We start from the raw sequence: 17,839 nt of genomic DNA, 5'->3' as shown, positions 1-17,839 counted from the left end.
CGGCGGGGGCCGGGGGTGTGGGGTGGGCGGGGCCCCGGGGTTGACGCCGCGGGGCTCTGCCCCGGACCCCACTGCTCAATCGCCGCAGGGGCTTGAATTGGCTGAACCAGTGCAGGGGCTTGAAAGACCTGCTCAAACGCCGCAGGGCTTGGTTTACCGCCGCAGGGGCCTGATTCGGTCAGCCGCGGATGATGGCCAAGGCCTCGTCGCGGACCTTTTCCATTGTTGGGGTGTCCCGGGCCTCCGTGTTCAGGCGCAGCAGCGGTTCCGTGTTGGACGGGCGGACGTTGAACCACCAGTCGGTCGCCGTGATCGTCAGGCCGTCGAGCTCGTCCGTCGTGATGCCCTCGCGGCCCGCGTACGCCGCCTTGATCGCGGCGAGGCGGTCGGTCTGGTCGGCAACCGTGGAGTTGATCTCGCCGGAGGCCGCGTAGCGGTCGTAGGAGGAGACCAGGGCGGAGAGCGGGCCGTCCTGGCCGCCGAGCGCCGCGAGGACGTGGAGGGCGGCCAGCATGCCCGTGTCGGCGTTCCAGAAGTCGCGGAAGTAGTAGTGCGCGGAGTGCTCGCCACCGAAGATCGCGCCGGTGGTGGCCATCTCCTGCTTGATGAACGAGTGGCCCACGCGCGTGCGCACGGGCGTGCCGCCGCTCTCCTTCACGACCTCCGGCACGGTCCAGGAGGTGATCAGGTTGTGGATGATCGTGCCCGAGCCGCCGTTTCGCGCGAGTTCGCGCACGGCGACCAGGGCGGTGATCACGGACGGGGACACCGGGTCGCCGTTCTCGTCCACCACGAAGCAGCGGTCCGCGTCCCCGTCGAAAGCGAGGCCGAGGTCGGCGCCCTCGGCACGCACGCGTGCCTGGAGGTCCACGATGTTCGCCGGGTCCAGCGGGTTCGCCTCGTGGTTCGGGAACGTGCCGTCCAGCTCGAAGTACATGGGCACGACGTCCAGCGGCAGGCCTGCGAGGACCGTCGGGACGGTGTGCCCTCCCATCCCGTTGCCCGCGTCCACCACGACCTTCAGCGGGCGGATCGCCGTGAGGTCCACCAGGCCGCGCAGGTGCGCCGCGTAGTCCTCCAGGGTGTCCCGGCGCGTGACGGCCCCCGGCGTGGCGGCCGGCTCCGGGGCGCCCGACGCGCTCCATTCCTCGGCCAGTTGCCGGATCTCCGCGAGGCCCGTGTCCTGTCCGACGGGTGCCGCGCCCGCCCGGCACATCTTGATGCCGTTGTACTGCGCCGGGTTGTGCGAGGCCGTGAACATGGCGCCGGGCAGGTCGAGCGCGCCCGACGCGTAGTACAGCTGGTCCGTGGAGCACAGGCCGATCTCGGTGACGTCCGCACCGAGGGCGGCGGCCCCGCGCGCGAACGCCCCGGTCAGTCCGGGCGACGACGGCCGCATGTCATGACCCACGACGATCGCGGCGGCGCCCGTCACCCGCACGAACGCGGCGCCGAACAGTGCGGCGAGCTCCTCGTCCCACTGGTCCGGGACCACCCCACGCACGTCGTACGCCTTAACGATCTGCGACAGATCAGCAGCAGCCACGGTCTGCCCAGCCCTCCTGGAGTCCTGCACGGACCCACAAAGTACCTGGCCGCACTGACAGCGAACCGTGAACCCCTCATTCCTCCCGGGAAACCCGCCTGCCCGCGTCCTCACTGGTCACAGCAGTACCAAGCGGTGCCCACTCTTCTCACGGCAGCATCCACGACAGCACCGGGGTGCTCTGCGCCCACACGATCAGACACATCACCAGCAGCAGCCCGGCGCTCCACGGCAGCACCTTGCGCAACAGGTCGCCCTCCCGGCCCGCGAGACCGACCGCCGCGCAGGCGATCGTCAGGTTCTGCGGCGAGATCATCTTGCCGAGGACGCCACCCGAACTGTTCGCCGCGGCAAGGAGTTCCGGCGAGAGGCCCGACTGCTGGGCGGCCGTCACCTGGAGGGCGCCGAAGAGCGCGTTGGCCGAGGTGTCGGACCCGGAGACCGCGACGCCGAACCACCCGAGAACCGGCGACAGGAAGGCGAGTCCGGCGCCTGCGGCCGCCACGAAGTGCCCGATGGTGGCAGCCTGTCCGGACAGGTTCATGACGTAGGCGAGGGCCAGAACGCTTGTCACCGTCAGGATCGCGAACCGCAGTTCGTGCACGGTGGCGAACCACTCACGCACCGCATCGCGCGCGTGCACCCCGATGACGACCGCGCTGAAGATGCCCGCGATCAGGACGAGCGTGCCTCCGGTGGAGACGGTCGGCAGCGTGAAGATGTTGCCGCCCACGGGCTTGCCACTCGGGTCGGCAACGTTCAGGAAAGGCCAGTCGAAGACCCAATTGGCCTTGGCGAACAGGTCCTTGATGGCGGGAATCTGCGCCAGGGAGAAGATCACGACGATGAGCGCGTACGGGGCATAGGCGCGCAGCACCTCGGGCCGCGCGTCCTCCTCGTCCAGGTCCTCACTGCGTACGCCGGTCAGGACGGCGGCCCGTACGGGCTCGGTGGCCGGCCTGCGCGCCTGCGGCACCGCGACGAGGGCGCCGGCACCCACCAGGGCGGCGCCGATGTCGGCGAGTTGGGCGGACACGTAGTTGGAGGCGACGAACTGGGCGACGGCGAAGGCGAATCCGCACGCGAGGGCGGGCACCCAGGTCTCGCGCAGGCCCCGCTTGCCGTCCACCAGGCCGACAAGCACGAGCGGCACCACGAGGGCGAGCAGCGGCGTCTGCCGGCCCACCACGGAGGCGACGGCGTCCAGCGGAAGGCCCGTCACCTGGGCCAGTGTCACGACCGGCGTGCCCATGGCCCCGAAGGCGACGGGCGCCGTGTTGGCGACGAGCGCGACGACCGCGGCCTTCACGGGGTCGAAGCCGAGCGCGACCAGCATCACCGAGCAGATGGCGACCGGCGCCCCGAACCCGGCGAGCGCCTCCAGGAGCGCGCCGAAGCAGAACGCGACGACGAGCGCCTGGATGCGCGGGTCGTCGGAGAGCCGCCCGAAGGAGCGGCGCAGGATGTCGAAGTGCTTGGTGCGCACCGTCATCCGGTACACCCACAGGGCGTTGACGACGATCCACATGATGGGGAAGAGCCCGAACACCGCGCCCTGTGCGGCGCTGGAGACGGTCTGCCCCAGCGGCATGCCGTACGCGAGCCAGCCGACGGCGGCTGCCACGGCGAGACCGATCAGGCCGGCTCGGTGCGCCTTCATGCGCACGGCGCCGAGCAGGACGAGGACGGTCACGAGCGGCAGGGCCGCGACGAGGGCGGACAGGCCGAGCGAGCCGCCTACGGGCTCCAGTTGCTGGACGAACACGTGCGCCTCCCGGAATCCCGGAGTCGGGTGGCGAAATCGTCGTGTCCTCAACAATCACGGGTCAACGCGTACGACTGTGAAGATCCCGTGAAGGGGGGGCGATCTGGAAGGAAAATGATCAGTTGTCGGGCGAGCGCAGCACCCTGAGGTGGCCGCGGCGCGCGACCTCCATGGGATCCGCGGTGCGCGCCCCCGAGCCGCCGGCCCCGGCCGCGCGCTCCTGCGGGCGGGCCGCCTCGCGCACGGCGTTGGCGAGGGCCTCCAGGTCGTCCCCGCTGGGGCGGCTGGGAGCGCTCGGGTCGGAGAGCCGGACGACCTCCCAGCCACGCGGCGCGGTGAGGCGCTCGGAGTGCTCGGCGCACAGGTCGTAACAGTGGGGTTCGGCGTAGGTCGCGAGCGGGCCGAGGACCGCGGTCGAGTCGGCATAGACGTACGTCAGCGTGGCGACGGCGGGACGGCCGCAAGCGGTGCGCGAACAGCGACGTACAGGGCTCACAGCGTTGGACGGTACCGCACTCTTGAGCGGGCCGCGACGACTCTCCCCGGGGTCACCCCACCGTGTCGTGGCGTGATCCGGCGCACATCACCGCGCGCGGGCGCCCCGGTGACCTGCGTCGACCCCGGGTTGTGCGCCCCACGGGGCAGATGAAAGCGGTCACCACTCAGGGCATATAGCGTCAATTGCCGCGAGATCATCGATCCGGGAGAGAAGTTGAATCAGCCCCAAGATTGGCCTGATCGGTCAGGAAGCGACATGGAGTGCCCCGTCGGGCGCCGCCCCGCTTCCTGCGCCGCGTAGGACTACGCTGCGTCAGTGATGGAAAGGCCAGTCAACACAGACGACGTGGTTTCGCCGCCCTCCGGGGAGCCACGCCCGCCGCGCCGCCGCGACCGGCACGGCCGGGGCATGCGCGGCCCCGTGGCGCCCCCGCAGGTGCCACTGGCCGCGAGCCGCGCCGAGGCCTTCTCCGACCTCGTACAGGACTCCGTGGAGCGTCTGGAGCGGCGCTGGCCGCAGCTCGCCGAGGTCGACTTCCTGATCCTTGACGTGCCCCGGCTGACGGCCGAGGACGAGGCGTGGGCAGCCGGCGCGGTGCCGCTCGGCGGCACGGTCCCCGCACAGGACGACACCCCCGCGCGCGTGGTCATCTACCGGCGCCCTGTGGAGATCCGCACCAAGGGGCGCGAGGAGCAGGCGGCGCTCGTGCACGAGGTCGTCGTGGAGCAGGTCGCGGAGGTTCTGGGGCTCACCCCGGAGACCGTGGACCCCCGCTACGGGGACTACGGAGACGGCGAGGACTGACCCCGCCGCCCCGTAGACAGCTACTTCTGCACCACCGAGAGGTCCTCGTCCGCCTTCGGCACCGACACCATGCCCCGGTCGTCCGGCAGCGTCTGCACCGTGAACGCCGGGACGGAGCCCTGCTTCTTCTCCAGCATCCGCGAGCCGTGGACCGGGCCGCCCGACACCGGCTCCACCGTCAGCGCGTACGAGCCCTTCAGGCCGGACGGGACGGGCGGGGTGACCGCGAGCGTCGTACCGCCCTTGACCGTGTACTCCTTCGTGGTCGCCGTGCCGCCCTCGGTGCCCGGGGACGCGGTGACCTTGACCTTGCCGGTCGACTCCGGGGCGGTCAGGGCGAGCGTGGAGCCCTTGGAACGGTTGTCGGCCACCGTGGCGCGCGCGCCGATGCTCCGCGTGGCAGGGATGAACGCGGTCTCCTGTTCGGCGCCCTTGCCGCGCGTGACACGCAGGGCGGCCACGACCGGCACGGAGCCCTCGGAGGGCGTCAGGAGCAGCGATCCCGCCTCGCCGCGCGTCACGGCGCCGAGGTCGACGGCCGTGGTCATGCCCGACTTCAGGTGCAGCGTGTCGTGCCCGGCGGGCGCGATCTTGCCGCTGGAGGTCGCGAGCTGGACCTTCAGGTCGGCATCGTCCTGCCCCGGCGCGAACGCGACGAGGCGCACGTTCTTGGCGTCCTTCGGGATGCCGGGCAGCACGAGGGACGCCGCCGGGTCGGCCGAGGCGGGCAGCCAGTCACCGCCCTGCTTCTCGTCCACGTCCGACATGGCCGCCCCGACCCGGCCGCTGCGCGCGGTCACGTGCAGCGTGAGGTTCGTGTACGCCTTGTCGGTCAGCGTCGAGAGCAGCACCGGGACGCTGGACCGCGGCGGGACGGTGATGCCCTCGCCCACCTCGGACTTGATGGCCCCTTCGGGGCCGTACATCTGCACATCCACCACCGCGGCCTCGTCGTCCGGGTTCGTGAGATGGACGTAGTCGCTGCGGCCCTTGGCGGTGCTGGCGCCGGGGAAGTAGAAGTCCGTGTCGGGCTCCGAGCAGTTCACACCAAGCAGGCCGCGGCCGGAGCCGGCGGTCACGCTGGTGGTCTGCTGGACGGTCCAGCCGGGCGCGAGGGCCCCGTCGGCGGTGCCGGTCAGGGCGGGCGCCTCGGCCCCGGTGGCGTCGCCCGCGACGGGCGTACCGGGCTTCTTCGGGGTGACGACCGCCTTGCCCTTCTTGCCGCCCTTGGCGGGCATCAGCTCCGCCGTGCCGGCGCCCTCGGTGCCCTTCGTCTCGGGCGTGTACGAGGTGTACGCGGTCTCGGCCAGGTCGGACTGGCTGGGCTCCGGGCACAGCAGGCTGGAGCGCTCGACAGGGCGGCGCGCGGCGGCCGCTGTGCCGGAGGTGTCGTCCTCGCCGGGCGTGGTGGCGGCGGCGAACCCCGTGACGGCGGCCAGGGCGGTCACGGCGGCGATCAGGGACAGGGTCGTGCGGTTCACTGCTGGCTCCCGTCGGGGCGCTCATTGTCGACGCCGTGGCCGTGGCCGTACTGCTGCTCGTACGTCGGGTCGTACTGCTGGGGCTGGGGCTGCTGGGGCTGCTCGTAGCCGCCTCCGTAGGCGTACGGGTCGTACTGGCCCGCCTGGTAGGGGTCGGCCTGCTGGTCGTACCCGTAGGCACCGCCCTGGTACTGCTGCTCCCCCGCCGCGTACGTGCCGTAGTCGGCGGCCGCGTAGCTGGGCTGGTCCCACTCCGCGTAGGTCTGCTGGTGCGGGAAGCCCTCCACTGGTACCTCCTCCGAAGGAGGAGGTACGGCGGCACCGGGAACCGGCTGGGGCGCCGGCTCCGCCTGTGCCGCCTGCTCCGCCTCGGCCTGGGCGCGCAGTCGGCGGGCCCTTCGGCCGTCGCCCGCGAGGTCCTCCGCGCTCACCATGGGCTCGTCCGGCAGGTCGTCGTCGACGTCCTGGCGCCGGCCCGGCAGGGCGAGCACCACGAGGACGAGGGCGAGCACGCCCTGCGCCCACAGCCAGGCGGTGTGCGTGATCGGCGCGTCGTACGTAACGTCCAACGTGCCGCCCGATGCGGGCAGTTCGAAGCCCTGCGCCCAGCCGTCGACGGTGGTCTTCGTCAGAGGCGTGCCGTCCAGCGTCGCGGTCCAGCCCTCGGCGGACTCGTCGGCGAGACGCAGGACGCGGCCCTCCTTGCCCTGCGGCACCTTCGTGTGCAGCTCGACGGGGCCCGCCGCGACCGGCACGGCCTCCTCCGCCGTGGAACCGGCGTCGGCCTTCGGCAGGACGACGGCCCGCGCCACCTGCCTGTCGACACGCCACAGCGCCGTGCCGTCCTGCTGGCTGAGCCGGGTCAGGCCGGGCGTCGCGTCGAGGACGCGGCTCATCTCGCGGGGCGCGCCGCCTCGGACGAGGACGTAGCGCACGGCGAAGCCGCCGAGCTGGTCGGCCTGGTCGGCGCCGGAGCCGGCGACCAGGTTGGCGACGACCTTGTCGAGCTTGGCGTTCTCGCCGGCGGCCGCGGTCAGCTCGCCGTCGCCGAGGCGCGCGCCCGCGCCCCGGACCAGCGAGTACGCGACGTCGCCCGTGGAGCCGTCCATGACGAGCGTGCGGGCCTGGTCGCGGGTGCCGGCCTCCTCGGCGACGAATGCGGGCACCTGCACCGGGTCACGCCGCTCCACGGGCCCGTCGGCGCCGCCGATCATCCAGCCCGCGGCGAGCAGCACGGGGCCCGCCGCCGCGGCGAACGCGATGAGCGCGGCCACCGGCTGACGCCAGCCGAAGCTCTGCTCGGCCACGCGCGAGCGCGCGCCGTCGGCGCCGAGCGCGGCAGCGGCCAGGAGCGCGATGCCGTAGACGAGGGTGGCGGGCCCCGCCCACGCCGAACCGTTGGACAGCGCCGCGAAGACGAGCGCCACGACGGCGACGGACCAGGAGGCGACGATCGCGCGGCGGCGCTCGGTGCGCAGCAGGGCGGCCAGCGCCGCGAGGACGATGCCGACGAGCAGCAGGCTGCCCGTGGTCCCGGCGCCGCCCGGCGACGCGCCGAGCAGCCCGGGTCCGGTCGCGGCGCCTGCCTCGTAGGAGATGCCGGCTTCCTTGAAGAAGCCGAACGGGAGCAGCGAGAGGGACCACGGCGCGAGCATCAGCAGCGGCGTGCCGAGCGCGGCCAGGAAACGCAGCCCGTAGGCGGAGATGTCGGAGCGCCGCACTACAAGGAGGGCGATACCGAGGACGAGCGCGATCGGCCACACGATCGGCGTGAACGCCGTCGTGATCGTGAGCAGCAGCGCGTACGCCCAGGTGGCCCGCCAGCTGCCGCGCCCGCCCTGAGTGTGCGTCAGGCCCGAGGCGGCGAGCCCCGCGCGCGCGAGAAGCGGCAGCAGGATCGCAAGGACCGTGGTGCCGATGCGGCCGCCCGCGAGGGCGCCCGTGACGGCGGGCAGGAAGGCGTACGCGACGGCCGCCCACGCGCGCAGCAGGCGCGAGGTGACGAGCGGCCTGGACGCGAAGTACGCGGCGAGACCGGCGAGCGGCACCGAGCCGACGAGCAGCACGGTGACCGCGAGTCCGGTGGAGCCGAACAGCACGGTGGCAAGGGTGGCGAGCAGCGCGAGGTACGGGGGCGCCGCCTGGGTGCCGCCCGTACTGGTGGCGTGCCAGGCGTCGACGTAGCGCGCCCACAGTTCGGACGCGTCGGCGGGAGCCGGCAGCAGCGCCCCGCCCGCGAGCGCTCCGCCGCCCAACAGCCCTCTACAGGCGATGAGGGCGACGAAAAGCAGCACTACAAGGAGCACAGGACCGGGGTTGCGGGCGATGCGCTTGAGGCGCGCGAACCGCTCGATCCGGATGAATTCGGCGTCGTCGGGCGACTCGAGGCCGCCGCCACCGTGCCGGCCCGCCCTGGCGGTCTCCGGGTCGGAGCCTTCGAAGAGGTTGCCCGCCATCTGTTCGACGGTGAGCCGCACCGTCGCGCCCGGCGGCGGGAACAGCGGACGCAGTTCCTTGGGGTCGACGACGACGCCCTTGCCGCGCTGCCTACGGGCGGCGAGAATCCGCCCCGGCCGCAGCAGCGTCGCCAGCAGACCGGTGATCTCGTCGAAGGCCTGTCCCGGCACCTTGCCGACGAGGTACGCGAGCGTACGCAGCACCGTGCCGAACACGAGGCGGAGCAGGGCCCACGGAAGCGTCGCCCCGCGCGCGTTGGCGAGCAGTGTGTAGACGGCGCCCGCCTTGTCGACCTTGTGCGGCGACGTGGCGGTGCGGCCGACGCAGTCCACGGTGCGGCGCTCGCGGGAGGAGGCCTCGGCGTGCCGCACGACGGCCTCGGGGGCGACGACGACCCGGTGGCCCGCGGAGTGGGCGCGCCAGCACAGGTCGACGTCGTCGCGCATCAGCGGCAGCCTGCGGTCGAAGCCGCCGAGCTGCTCGAAGACATCACGCCGGATCAGCATGCCCGCGGTGGACACGGACAGCACGGGCCGCACGTGGTCGTGCTGCCCCTGGTCCTGCTCGCGGCGGTCGAGACCGGTCCAGCGGCGCCCGGAGTGGGCGATGGAGACGCCGACCTCGAGCAGCTGCCTGCGGTCGTACCAGCCGCGCAGCTTGGGGCCGACGACGGCGACGTCGCTGCCGGCCTCGCGCTCCATCTCGACGACGCGCAGCATCTGCGCGAGCGCGTCGGGATCGGGCGCGCAGTCGTCGTGCAGCAGCCACAGCCACTGCTCGGGTTCACCGTGCGGCAGGTCCGGCAGGTCGTACGCGTCGTCGCGCCAGGAGCGGCTGACGGGGTCCCAGCCGCTGGGGCGCTTCAGGTACGGCAGCTCTTCCGGGGTGAGGACGCCCGCGCTGCGCACGGCCTCCCCGACGGCCTGGCCGAAGCCGGTGCGGCGCGCGAGGTGCAGAACGCGGTCGTCACCGATGGCCCGCGCGACGAGCGCGGCGGAGTCGTCGGCGCTGCCGGTGTCGGCCGCCATCGCGTTCTGAACGGGGCGCTCCTGGGAGAGCAGTCCTGACAGAACGTCGGGCAACCAGCGCGCTCCGTCGTGCGAGACGACGACGGCGGTGACGACATGCCTGGGGAACTCGGGGGCGCTGCTCGGGTCGACCCCTGCTGCGTGCCCCGGGTTGAACGCGGCGGCGGCAGTGCCGAATTGGCCTGCCGAGTGGCTGTGCACGGACATCGAGGTACGGGCCCCGGTTCGTTGGACTGCGGTGGACGCCCGCGCCCACTGGGGACACGGTGGCGTCCGGGACGGGGCCCCACACTAACGGCTGCCAACAAACGCGACCCGCCGCCTGTGGACAACCACGGGCAGCGGGCCGGAAAGCACCGCGCATCTCGGGGCCGGGGCTTGGGGCCCGACCCGAACGACAGGCGTTATACAGCGGCCTTCTTCAGCCGGCGGCGCTCGCGCTCGGAGAGGCCGCCCCAGATGCCGAAGCGTTCGTCGTTGGCGAGCGCGTATTCGAGACATTCGGAGCGGACCTCGCACGCGAGGCAGACCTTCTTGGCCTCTCTCGTGGAGCCGCCCTTCTCGGGGAAGAAGGATTCGGGGTCGGTCTGGGCGCACAGCGCGCGCTCCTGCCAGCCGAGTTCTTCTTCCGCGTCCTCGACCAGCAGATCCTGAAACGACTCGGTCATAGTGCGCCCCTCGTCTGTCCGTGCGTCCCCGTGGTATTGCCGTCACCGATTTCGGCTGAACGACACGAGTGAAATTACAAGTGTGCCGATCCGGGGCAGTCAAGCCGAGATCTGCTATTGGGCCCGTTATTCACTCTGCGGAACCAAGGCTATGCGGAAAGTGTTCAAATCGCCAAAAATCATGACACTTGCCCGCGGCTCATCTGGAGCCGGCCGCCCTCCACGCAGCCACCCCTCCTTCGATGAAGCGCTACAAGGAGGGACGCCGCAAAGATCGCTGCCGTTCCGACGTTTGCACGCCGGGTTGCTGCGCCACATGTCCGGCCGCCGCGCTGCACAAACCTTTCGGCAGCCAAGGGCACCGGATGAGGTGAACCATATTCCACAATCCGGACATGTAGTTGACAACAAGGGCATGACCCGCTGTCCTGATGGGCATGCTCGCGTATTCGGCACTCTCGACGACCCGCACCGCCGGGTCCGTTCGCGCTGCCCTCGCAAGCTGCCGCTGTTGCTGTTCCAGCTGTTGAGTCGTTGAGCCCGTCGGCTCCGACCACGCTTCTTCTCATCTCAGTACGACCCTGTGCACCGCACTCCCTTGAGGAACACCACCACCCCATGAACAGCGACAGCGACCTCCAGATCGCCGGCGACATCCTCGAAGTTCCGCACCTGCTGCAGCCCGCCCGGGAACACCCCGAGACGGTGGCCGAATTCGTCGGCCTCGCGCGCTCCATCGCCGCCGACAACTCCCAGTGGGAGCACCTCGTCGAGTACGACGCCACGACCCGCTGGTACCACCGCCTGCGCACCGGGCCCGGCTACGAGGTGTGGCTCCTGTCGTGGGTGCCGGGCCAGGGCAGCGGGCTGCACGACCACGGCGAGTCCTCCGGCGTACTGACGCTGCTGCAGGGCGAACTGACGGAGCGTACGCAGGGGGGCGTGCGCGCGCTCGGCACCGGCGCACAACGGGTTTTCGCGCCTGGCTACGTGCACGAGGTCGTCAATGACTCGCTGGAGCCCGCGGTCAGCCTGCACGTCTACTTCCCGGGCCTTACCCAGATGCCGATGCACACGCCGACCTGCTCGGTCGACGCGGGCGCCACTGTCTGAGACCGGCCGACGCGTTGTCAGTGGTGCCTGCGATGCTGGGCACATGCGCATTGTGGTTCTGGCAGGCGGCATCGGTGGTGCCCGGTTCCTTCGCGGTCTCAAGCAGGCCGCGCCGGACGGCGCGGCCATCACGGTCATCGGCAACACCGGGGACGACATCCACCTCTTCGGCCTGAAGGTCTGTCCGGACCTCGACACGGTGATGTACACGCTGGGCGGCGGCATCAACGAGGAGCAGGGCTGGGGACGTACGGACGAGGCGTTCACGGTCAAGGAGGAGCTCGCGGCGTACGGGGTCGGACCCAAGTGGTTCGGGCTCGGCGACCGGGACTTCGCGACACACATCGTCCGTACGCAGATGCTGAGCGCCGGCTACCCGCTCAGCGCGGTCACCGAGGCGCTGTGCGAGCGGTGGCAGCCCGGCGTGCGGCTCCTGCCCATGTCGGACGACCGCGTGGAGACCCACGTGGCGGTCGATGTGGACGGTGAGCGCAAGGCCGTGCACTTCCAGGAGTACTGGGTGAAGCTGCGCGCCTCCGTGGAGGCGCAGGCCGTCGTGCCGGTCGGCGCCGAGGAGGCGAAGCCCGCGCCGGGCGTCCTGGAGGCCATCGCCGAGGCCGACGTGATCCTCTTCCCGCCGTCGAACCCCGTGGTGAGCGTCGGGACGATCCTGGCGGTCCCGGGGATCCGGGAGGCCATCGCCGAGTCGGGCGCGCCCGTCATCGGGCTCTCCCCGATCGTGGGCGACGCACCCGTGCGCGGGATGGCCGACAAGGTGCTCGCGGCGGTGGGCGTGGAGTCCAGCGCGGCCGCGGTCGCCGAGCACTACGGTGCGGGGCTGCTCGACGGGTGGCTCGTCGACACGGTGGACGAGAAGTCCGTGGAGCGGGTCGAGGCGGCCGGGATCCCGTGCCGGGCCGTGCCGTTGATGATGACGGACCCCGTGGAGGGCACCGCCGCCGCGGAGATGGCGCGCGAGGCGCTGAAGCTCGCCGAGGAGGTGCGGACCGCGTGACCGGAACCCCGGGCTTTCGCGCGTGGGCCCTCCCCGGCATCCCCGAGGTGCGGGAGGGCGACGACATCGCGAAGCTGATCGTCGCCGCCGAGCCGGGACTTGTCGACGGTGACGTGCTGCTGGTCACCTCGAAGATCGTCAGCAAGGCCGAGGGCCGCGTGATGCAGGCCGACGACCGGGAGGCCGCGATCGACGCCGAGACCGTACGGGTCGTGGCTCGGCGCGGCACGCTGCGGATCGTCGAGAACAAGCTGGGGTTGGTGATGGCCGCGGCGGGAGTCGACGCGTCCAACACCCCTGCCGGGACAGTGCTGTTGCTGCCCGAGGATCCGGACGCTTCGGCCGCCGCCATCCGGGAGGGCGTGCGGGACGCGCTGGGTGTCGAGGTCGGGGTCGTCGTCACCGACACCTTCGGCAGACCGTGGCGGAACGGTCTTACCGATGTCGCCATCGGGGCGGCAGGCGTGCGCGTACTCGACGACCTGCGGGGCGGCACGGACGCGTACGGGAATCCGCTCAGCGCCACCGTGGTGGCCACCGCCGACGAGCTGGCGGCCGCGGGTGACCTCGTGAAGGGGAAGGCCGGGGGTCTGCCGGTCGCCGTCGTGCGTGGACTCGACGCGGCCACTGGCGAGGACGAACAGGGCGGCTCCGCAGGGGAGTTGGTGCGGGTCGCGCGCGACGACATGTTCCGGCTCGGCACGTCGGAGGCGGTACGGGAGGCCGTGACGCAGCGGCGGACCGTACGGGCGTTCACCGACGAGCCGGTCGACCCGGGGGCCGTGCGGCGGGCCGTCGCCGCGGCCGTCACGGCGCCCGCGCCGCATCACACGACGCCGTGGCGGTTCGTGCTCCTTGAGTCGCAGGAGTCGCGGGTGCGGCTGCTCGACGCGATGCGAGACGCGTGGGTCGCGGATCTGCGGCGGGACGGCAAGAGCGAGGAGTCGATCGCGAAGCGGGTGCGGCGGGGGGATGTGCTGCGTCACGCGCCTTATTTGGTGGTGCCCTGCCTCGTGATGGACGGATCGCACACGTACGGGGACGCGCGGCGGGATGCCGCCGAGCGGGAGATGTTCGTGGTGGCCGCCGGGGCCGGGGTGCAGAACTTCCTGGTCGCCCTGGCCGGGGAGCGGCTCGGGTCCGCGTGGGTCTCGTCGACCATGTTCTGCCGGGATGTCGTGCGGGATGTGCTCGGCCTGCCGGAGGCGTGGGATCCGATGGGGGCCGTCGCGGTGGGGCATGCGGAGGGGGTGGCGGGGGTGCGGCCGGAGCGGAGGGTCTCCGACTTTGTGGAGGTGCGGTAGGGCGTCGTGCGGGAGCGCGTCGTGCGGGCGTTTTGTGGTGGGCGTTTTGTGGTGGGCGTTTTGTGGTGGGCTCGCTTCGCCTCGCCACTCCTGGTTTCGTCTCGCCACTCCTCGCTTCGTCTCACCACTCCGCGATGTTCACCTTGCGCATCTTGGGTTGTCTGCGTGGTGGTGAGGCGCCGCTGAGCATGATCAGGCGGGCTGCCCGGTGGCGCTGGCCCGCGTACGGGGCCAGGAGTTCCAGCATGTCCTCGTCCGTCGCGTCCCTGTTGCCCGCGAGGGCGTGACCGACGATGCCGGGCAGATGCAGATCGCCCGTCGTCACCTCGTCGGGGGCGCCGTGCGTGCGCTGGACCGTCTCCGCGGAGGTCCAGGGGCCGATGCCGGGGACCAGTTCCAGGCGGGTGCGGGCCTCCCCCGGTTCCATCCGCACCGCCTCTTCCAGGCGGCGGGCCACCTTCGCCGCGCGGATGATCGTCGAGGCGCGCTTGTTGTCCACGCCCGCCTTGTGCCATTCCCAGGAGGGGATCAGCGTCCAGGTGCGCGGGTCCGGCATCACGCGCATGCGCAGGTCCTCGCCGGCCGGGCCCGGGGCCGGTTCGCCGTACTTGTTCAGGAGCAGGCGCCAGGCGCGGTACGCCTCGTCCGTCGTGACCTTCTGTTCCAGGATCGACGGGATCAGGGACTCGAGGACCAGGCCCGTGCGGGTGAGGCGGAGGCCGGGGCGGCGGTGGGTGGTCCGGGCGACGAGGCGGTGGCGGGGTTCGAAGGCGGTCGGGTCGTCGGACTCGCCGAGCAGGTGCGGGAGGTGGGACAGGAACCAGTCGGCTCCCTCGCCCCAGGCCCGGGCCCGGACCGCGCCGTCGCGGTCCTCGGTCACGCGGAGGGTTGCCGGGCCCTGGGGGGTGCGGCTGGATCGCCACACCGCGCCGTGCGGTGTGGAGCGGAAGGTGGGGTCCGCGGGGCCTCTGCGCAGTGGGCTGAGGGTGAGGCCCAGGTGGAGAGGGGTTTCGGAGGGGTATCGGCGGCCGGCCACGGGGTCCTTCTGGTGGGGCGGGGTGGTGGTGCGGGGTGGGTCTTCGAGGGTAGGGGGTTTTCTTCCCCGAGCCCGCCCCTTCCCGAACTCGGGGCTCTGCCCCGGGCCCCGCGCCTCAAGCACCGGCGGGGCTCTAAAGATCGGGGCTCCGCCCCGGACCCCGCTGCTCAAACGCCGCAGGGGCTTGAATGGCTCACCCGTCCCCAGGGGCTTGAACGGCTCGCCCGTCCGTAAAGGCTTGAATGGCTCGCCCGTCGCAGGTGGTTCGGGGTAACCGTAGGGCTTGAATGGCTCGCCCGTCGCAGGTGGTTCGGGGTAACCGTAGGGCTTGAATGGCTCGCCCGTCGCAGGTGGTTTGGGGTAACCGTCGGGCTTGAGTGGCTCGTCCGGTGCGCGGGCTCGGAGTGAGGGTTACTGGTCCGATGAGAAGCGGATGGAGGATGGGGGGAGGGTTGTGTTGCACCACACGCGGGCGCCGGACTGGAGTTCGTTGTCGGGGCCGACGTGGGCGCCGTCGCCTATTACCGCGTTCTTGAGGGTCGTGCGGGCGCCGATGCGGGCCGCCGTGCCGACCAGGGAGTCCGTGATCACCGCGCCCGGTTCGATCACGGCGTCGGGGAGGATCGCGGAGCCGGAGATGCGGGCGCCCTCGCCGACACGCGCGCCCTCGCCCACGACCGTGCCCTCGGTGAGCTTCGCGTCCGGGGCCACCCTGGCCGTCGGCAGGATCAGGCGGTCGCCGCGGCGGCCGGGGACGGCGGGTGACGGGGCGCGGCCCATGACCAGGTCGGCGGAGCCGCGGACGAAGGCCTGGGGGGTGCCGAGGTCCAGCCAGTAGGTCGAGTCGACCATGCCCTGGAGGTGGGCGCCCCCCGCCAACAAATCAGGGAACGTCTCGCGTTCGACCGAGACCGGGCGGCCCGTCGGGATCGTGTCGATGACCGAGCGGCGGAACACGTACGCGCCCGCGTTGATCTGGTCCGTGACGATCTCTTCGGGGGTCTGGGGCTTCTCCAGGAAGGCCGTCACTCGGCCGGTGTCGTCCGTCGGCACCAGGCCATACGCGCGCGGGTCCTCGACCCGCGACAGGTGGAGGGAGACGTCCGCATCCGAGGACTCGTGCGTGGCGACCAGGGCGCCGATGTCCAGGCCCGTCAGGATGTCGCCGTTGAAGATCAGGACGGGCTCGTCGGGGCCGGAGCGCAGGCGCGACGCGACGTTGCGGATGGCGCCGCCGGTGCCGAGGGGCTCGACCTCGGTGACGTATTCGAGGTGGAGGCCGAGGCGGGAGCCGTCGCCGAAGTACGGCTCGAAGACCTCGGCCAGGTACGAGGTGGCCAGAACGATGTGGTCGACGCCCGCCGCTTTCGCGCGCGCCAGTTGGTGCGTGAGGAACGGCACACCGGCCGCCGGGACCATCGGTTTCGGCGTGTTCACCGTGAGTGGCCGGAGTCTGGTGCCCTTGCCGCCGACCAGGAGGATCGCTTCAGTCACCTGTCGTCTCTGCTTCCTGCTGGGGCCGGCCGAACTGTCTTTCGGCCGGCCAGTGTATGCAGACCGTGCGAGGCGCCCAGGCCGGCCGGCGTCAGCGACCCTGTAGGTGGGCGGAGCTGGTGCGAGCGCTGCCGAGCTTGTTGTAGAGCCGGCGTCCCGGACATTCGGTCGCGAAACCGTCCCTGTGACCGGAGATCACCTTGAGTCGTACATTCTTTCCCTTGCGGTAGAGATTGCCACCGCCCGACTTCAGATATGTCGACCCGCGCGGATTCGCGCCGTAGAGGCCGAGCTTCCAGGCCGTGAGTCGTGAGATGGCCTTGACGGCCGCGGCAGGTGGGTTGGAGCTGCCGAACGAGCCCAGGACCGCGATGCCCGTGCTGTTGGTGTTGAAGCCGAGGGTGTGTGCGCCCATGACCGGCTTGGCGACGCCGCCGGCCCGGCCTTCGTAGATGTTGCCGCACTTGTCCACGAGGAAGTTGTAGCCGATGTCGCGCCAGCCACTGCTCTTGACGTGGTAGCGGTAGATACTGCGGATGACTGAAGGGGCTTGCGAGCAGCGGTAGTTGTTGCCGGTGGCGCTGTGGTGGACGAAGGCGGCCTTGACGGTTTTGGTGTAGCCGAGCTTGCGTTCACGGAGTTTCTCGTTGGCGCCCCAGCCTTTGCGCGTGATGATGCGCGGGCGTGGGCCGATGAACGGGCGGGCCTTGGCCGCGGCCGGCTTGCCGCCGCGGGCCTCGATCAGTTCGTCCTCCGTCTGCTTCTTGTCGAGGGCGGGGATGACGCCGGCGTTGGCGCCTTCCGCGCGGGAGCCCTGCGGGGGCTCTTCGCCGGGGTCGACGAGTTCGAGGCGCAGGCCCTTCGGGAGGGTGGTCGGCGGTTCGGCGTTCTCGGCCTCGGACTCTTCCGCCGTGACGCGTACTTCCACGCCGTCGCTGTTGCCGACCCAGAGCGGGGCGGTCGCGCCGTGCAGATTGCCCGCGGCGCGTTCTGGGGTGCCCAGGTCGGGGGCGTCGTCGTTGTGGGTCTCCACGTCCTGCCAGGTGGACCAGCGGGTGGTGTCCGTGGTGCGGGTACGTACCTGTACGTGGCCGTGGAGTTGGGCGTCGGGGTCGTCCCAGACGACGCCGACGAGGGAGAAGGGGTGTACGTCGCGGCGTGTGAGCCCCTGTTCTTGGGGGGCGCCGGCGGCGCGGGTCGCGGTGCTGCCTGATGAGGCTTCGAGGGGGAGGGACTGGGTGCTGCCGGGGATCGCTTCGCGCGTCGGGGACGGCGCGGCGTGCGAGGCCGTGGGCAGGGTGAGCGGGAGGGCCAGGGCCGCCGCGCAGGTGACACCGATCGATGAGGCAAGGAATCCACGCATGCGCACGATCGTGTGCGGATCCGGGGGTGTCGGCCATTGGGGAGGGTCATACGGGTGTCGTGCCGCGACGGGATGGTCGGCTGCGCCGGGGCGGGGCCCGAGGATTCGTTGCGCGGCGCCGGGGTCTGCCACCCGTGCCGTGGTCGGCGCCCGTCGTATGGGTGCGCCGCACCGGGGTGCCGCCTTGGGGGCACTGTCCGCCCCAGGCGGCGGGTTGGCCCAGGCGGGGGGCGGGGCCCCCCCCCCCGGGGGGGGGGGGGGGGGGC

The 17,839-nt window shown here is 71.8% G+C and carries 13 protein-coding genes; 4 read left to right on the top strand and 9 right to left on the bottom strand.

Translation table 11 applies throughout. From position 1 onward, the window contains the following. Window positions 1-178 precede the first annotated feature (178 nt). The 3 genes from ACWD2L_RS39125 to ACWD2L_RS39115 all read right to left on the bottom strand — a co-directional run bounded on the left by ACWD2L_RS39125 (window position 179) and on the right by ACWD2L_RS39115 (window position 3,807). Window positions 179-1,546 carry a phosphomannomutase/phosphoglucomutase gene (locus tag ACWD2L_RS39125; protein WP_351343024.1) on the bottom strand — a complete coding sequence of 456 codons (1,368 nt, stop codon included), beginning with the start codon at window positions 1,544-1,546 and terminating at the stop codon, window positions 179-181. Between the two features lie 148 nt (window positions 1,547-1,694). Continuing rightward, on the bottom strand, window positions 1,695-3,311 hold the full coding sequence (locus ACWD2L_RS39120) for an L-lactate permease (RefSeq protein WP_351343022.1): 1,617 nt from the start codon (window positions 3,309-3,311) through the stop codon (window positions 1,695-1,697). A 118-nt stretch (window positions 3,312-3,429) separates the two neighbouring features. Beyond that, the gene (locus ACWD2L_RS39115) at window positions 3,430-3,807 is read right to left on the bottom strand and encodes a DUF3499 domain-containing protein (RefSeq protein ID WP_351343021.1); all 378 of its coding nucleotides are present in this window, start codon (window positions 3,805-3,807) and stop codon (window positions 3,430-3,432) included. Between the two features lie 321 nt (window positions 3,808-4,128). On the opposite strand from ACWD2L_RS39115, the gene ACWD2L_RS39110 reads away from it, so the two are divergent. Next, window positions 4,129-4,614: a metallopeptidase family protein gene (locus tag ACWD2L_RS39110; protein WP_351343034.1), complete on the top strand. Its 486-nt coding sequence runs from the start codon at window positions 4,129-4,131 to the stop codon at window positions 4,612-4,614. Window positions 4,615-4,634: 20 nt separating this feature from the next. On the opposite strand, the gene ACWD2L_RS39105 is transcribed toward ACWD2L_RS39110, so the two are convergent. The 3 genes from ACWD2L_RS39105 to ACWD2L_RS39095 all read right to left on the bottom strand — a co-directional run bounded on the left by ACWD2L_RS39105 (window position 4,635) and on the right by ACWD2L_RS39095 (window position 10,248). After that, a complete protein-coding gene (locus ACWD2L_RS39105; protein ID WP_351343020.1) occupies window positions 4,635-6,095 on the bottom strand; it encodes a DUF5719 family protein in 1,461 nt (486 codons plus the stop codon). Next, a complete protein-coding gene (locus ACWD2L_RS39100) occupies window positions 6,092-9,787 on the bottom strand; it encodes a glycosyltransferase family 2 protein (RefSeq protein ID WP_351343019.1) in 3,696 nt (1,231 codons plus the stop codon). The genes ACWD2L_RS39105 and ACWD2L_RS39100 overlap by 4 nt, the downstream gene beginning before the upstream one ends. Window positions 9,788-9,984: 197 nt before the next feature. Then, entirely contained in the window at window positions 9,985-10,248 is a 264-nt protein-coding gene (locus ACWD2L_RS39095) for a WhiB family transcriptional regulator (protein WP_127831770.1), read from the bottom strand. A 618-nt stretch (window positions 10,249-10,866) separates the two neighbouring features. Here ACWD2L_RS39095 and ACWD2L_RS39090 point away from each other — a divergent pair. The 3 genes from ACWD2L_RS39090 to ACWD2L_RS39080 are packed head-to-tail and all read left to right on the top strand — an operon-like array spanning window position 10,867 to window position 13,680. Continuing rightward, window positions 10,867-11,361 (top strand): cysteine dioxygenase, encoded by a 495-nt coding sequence (locus ACWD2L_RS39090; RefSeq protein ID WP_351343016.1) that lies wholly within the window; start codon window positions 10,867-10,869, stop codon window positions 11,359-11,361. A 43-nt stretch (window positions 11,362-11,404) separates the two neighbouring features. Further along, window positions 11,405-12,376: a 2-phospho-L-lactate transferase gene (gene cofD, locus ACWD2L_RS39085; protein ID WP_351343014.1), complete on the top strand. Its 972-nt coding sequence runs from the start codon at window positions 11,405-11,407 to the stop codon at window positions 12,374-12,376. Next, window positions 12,373-13,680: a coenzyme F420-0:L-glutamate ligase gene (locus ACWD2L_RS39080; RefSeq protein WP_351343013.1), complete on the top strand. Its 1,308-nt coding sequence runs from the start codon at window positions 12,373-12,375 to the stop codon at window positions 13,678-13,680. The genes cofD and ACWD2L_RS39080 overlap by 4 nt, the downstream gene beginning before the upstream one ends. A 121-nt stretch (window positions 13,681-13,801) precedes the next feature. Here ACWD2L_RS39080 and ACWD2L_RS39075 read toward each other — a convergent pair whose 3' ends face one another. From ACWD2L_RS39075 to ACWD2L_RS39065, 3 genes are all read right to left on the bottom strand, one after another. Further along, window positions 13,802-14,716: a DNA-3-methyladenine glycosylase family protein gene (locus ACWD2L_RS39075; protein WP_351343011.1), complete on the bottom strand. Its 915-nt coding sequence runs from the start codon at window positions 14,714-14,716 to the stop codon at window positions 13,802-13,804. A gap of 411 nt (window positions 14,717-15,127) precedes the next feature. Beyond that, the gene (locus tag ACWD2L_RS39070; RefSeq protein WP_351343009.1) at window positions 15,128-16,210 is read right to left on the bottom strand and encodes a mannose-1-phosphate guanylyltransferase; all 1,083 of its coding nucleotides are present in this window, start codon (window positions 16,208-16,210) and stop codon (window positions 15,128-15,130) included. Window positions 16,211-16,301: 91 nt separating this feature from the next. Continuing rightward, on the bottom strand, window positions 16,302-17,573 hold the full coding sequence (locus ACWD2L_RS39065) for a peptidoglycan recognition protein family protein (RefSeq protein WP_351343007.1): 1,272 nt from the start codon (window positions 17,571-17,573) through the stop codon (window positions 16,302-16,304). Window positions 17,574-17,839 lie beyond the last annotated feature (266 nt).

Source organism: Streptomyces sp. NPDC002754 (genome assembly GCF_053592315.1).
Note: the sequence above shows the minus strand (reverse complement) of the source record. Positions and strands in the feature narration are given on the sequence as shown.

Excerpts from the sequence above, each read along its gene's own strand:
- ACWD2L_RS39110 (WP_351343034.1), top strand. The coding sequence starts at position 4,129 with ATGGAAAGGCCAGTCAACACAGACGACGTGGTTTCGCCGCCCTCCGGG.
- ACWD2L_RS39100 (WP_351343019.1), bottom strand. The coding sequence starts at position 9,787 with ATGTCCGTGCACAGCCACTCGGCAGGCCAATTCGGCACTGCCGCCGCC.
- ACWD2L_RS39095 (WP_127831770.1), bottom strand. The coding sequence starts at position 10,248 with ATGACCGAGTCGTTTCAGGATCTGCTGGTCGAGGACGCGGAAGAAGAA.
- ACWD2L_RS39090 (WP_351343016.1), top strand. The coding sequence starts at position 10,867 with ATGAACAGCGACAGCGACCTCCAGATCGCCGGCGACATCCTCGAAGTT.
- cofD (WP_351343014.1), top strand. The coding sequence starts at position 11,405 with ATGCGCATTGTGGTTCTGGCAGGCGGCATCGGTGGTGCCCGGTTCCTT.
- ACWD2L_RS39065 (WP_351343007.1), bottom strand. The coding sequence starts at position 17,573 with ATGCGTGGATTCCTTGCCTCATCGATCGGTGTCACCTGCGCGGCGGCC.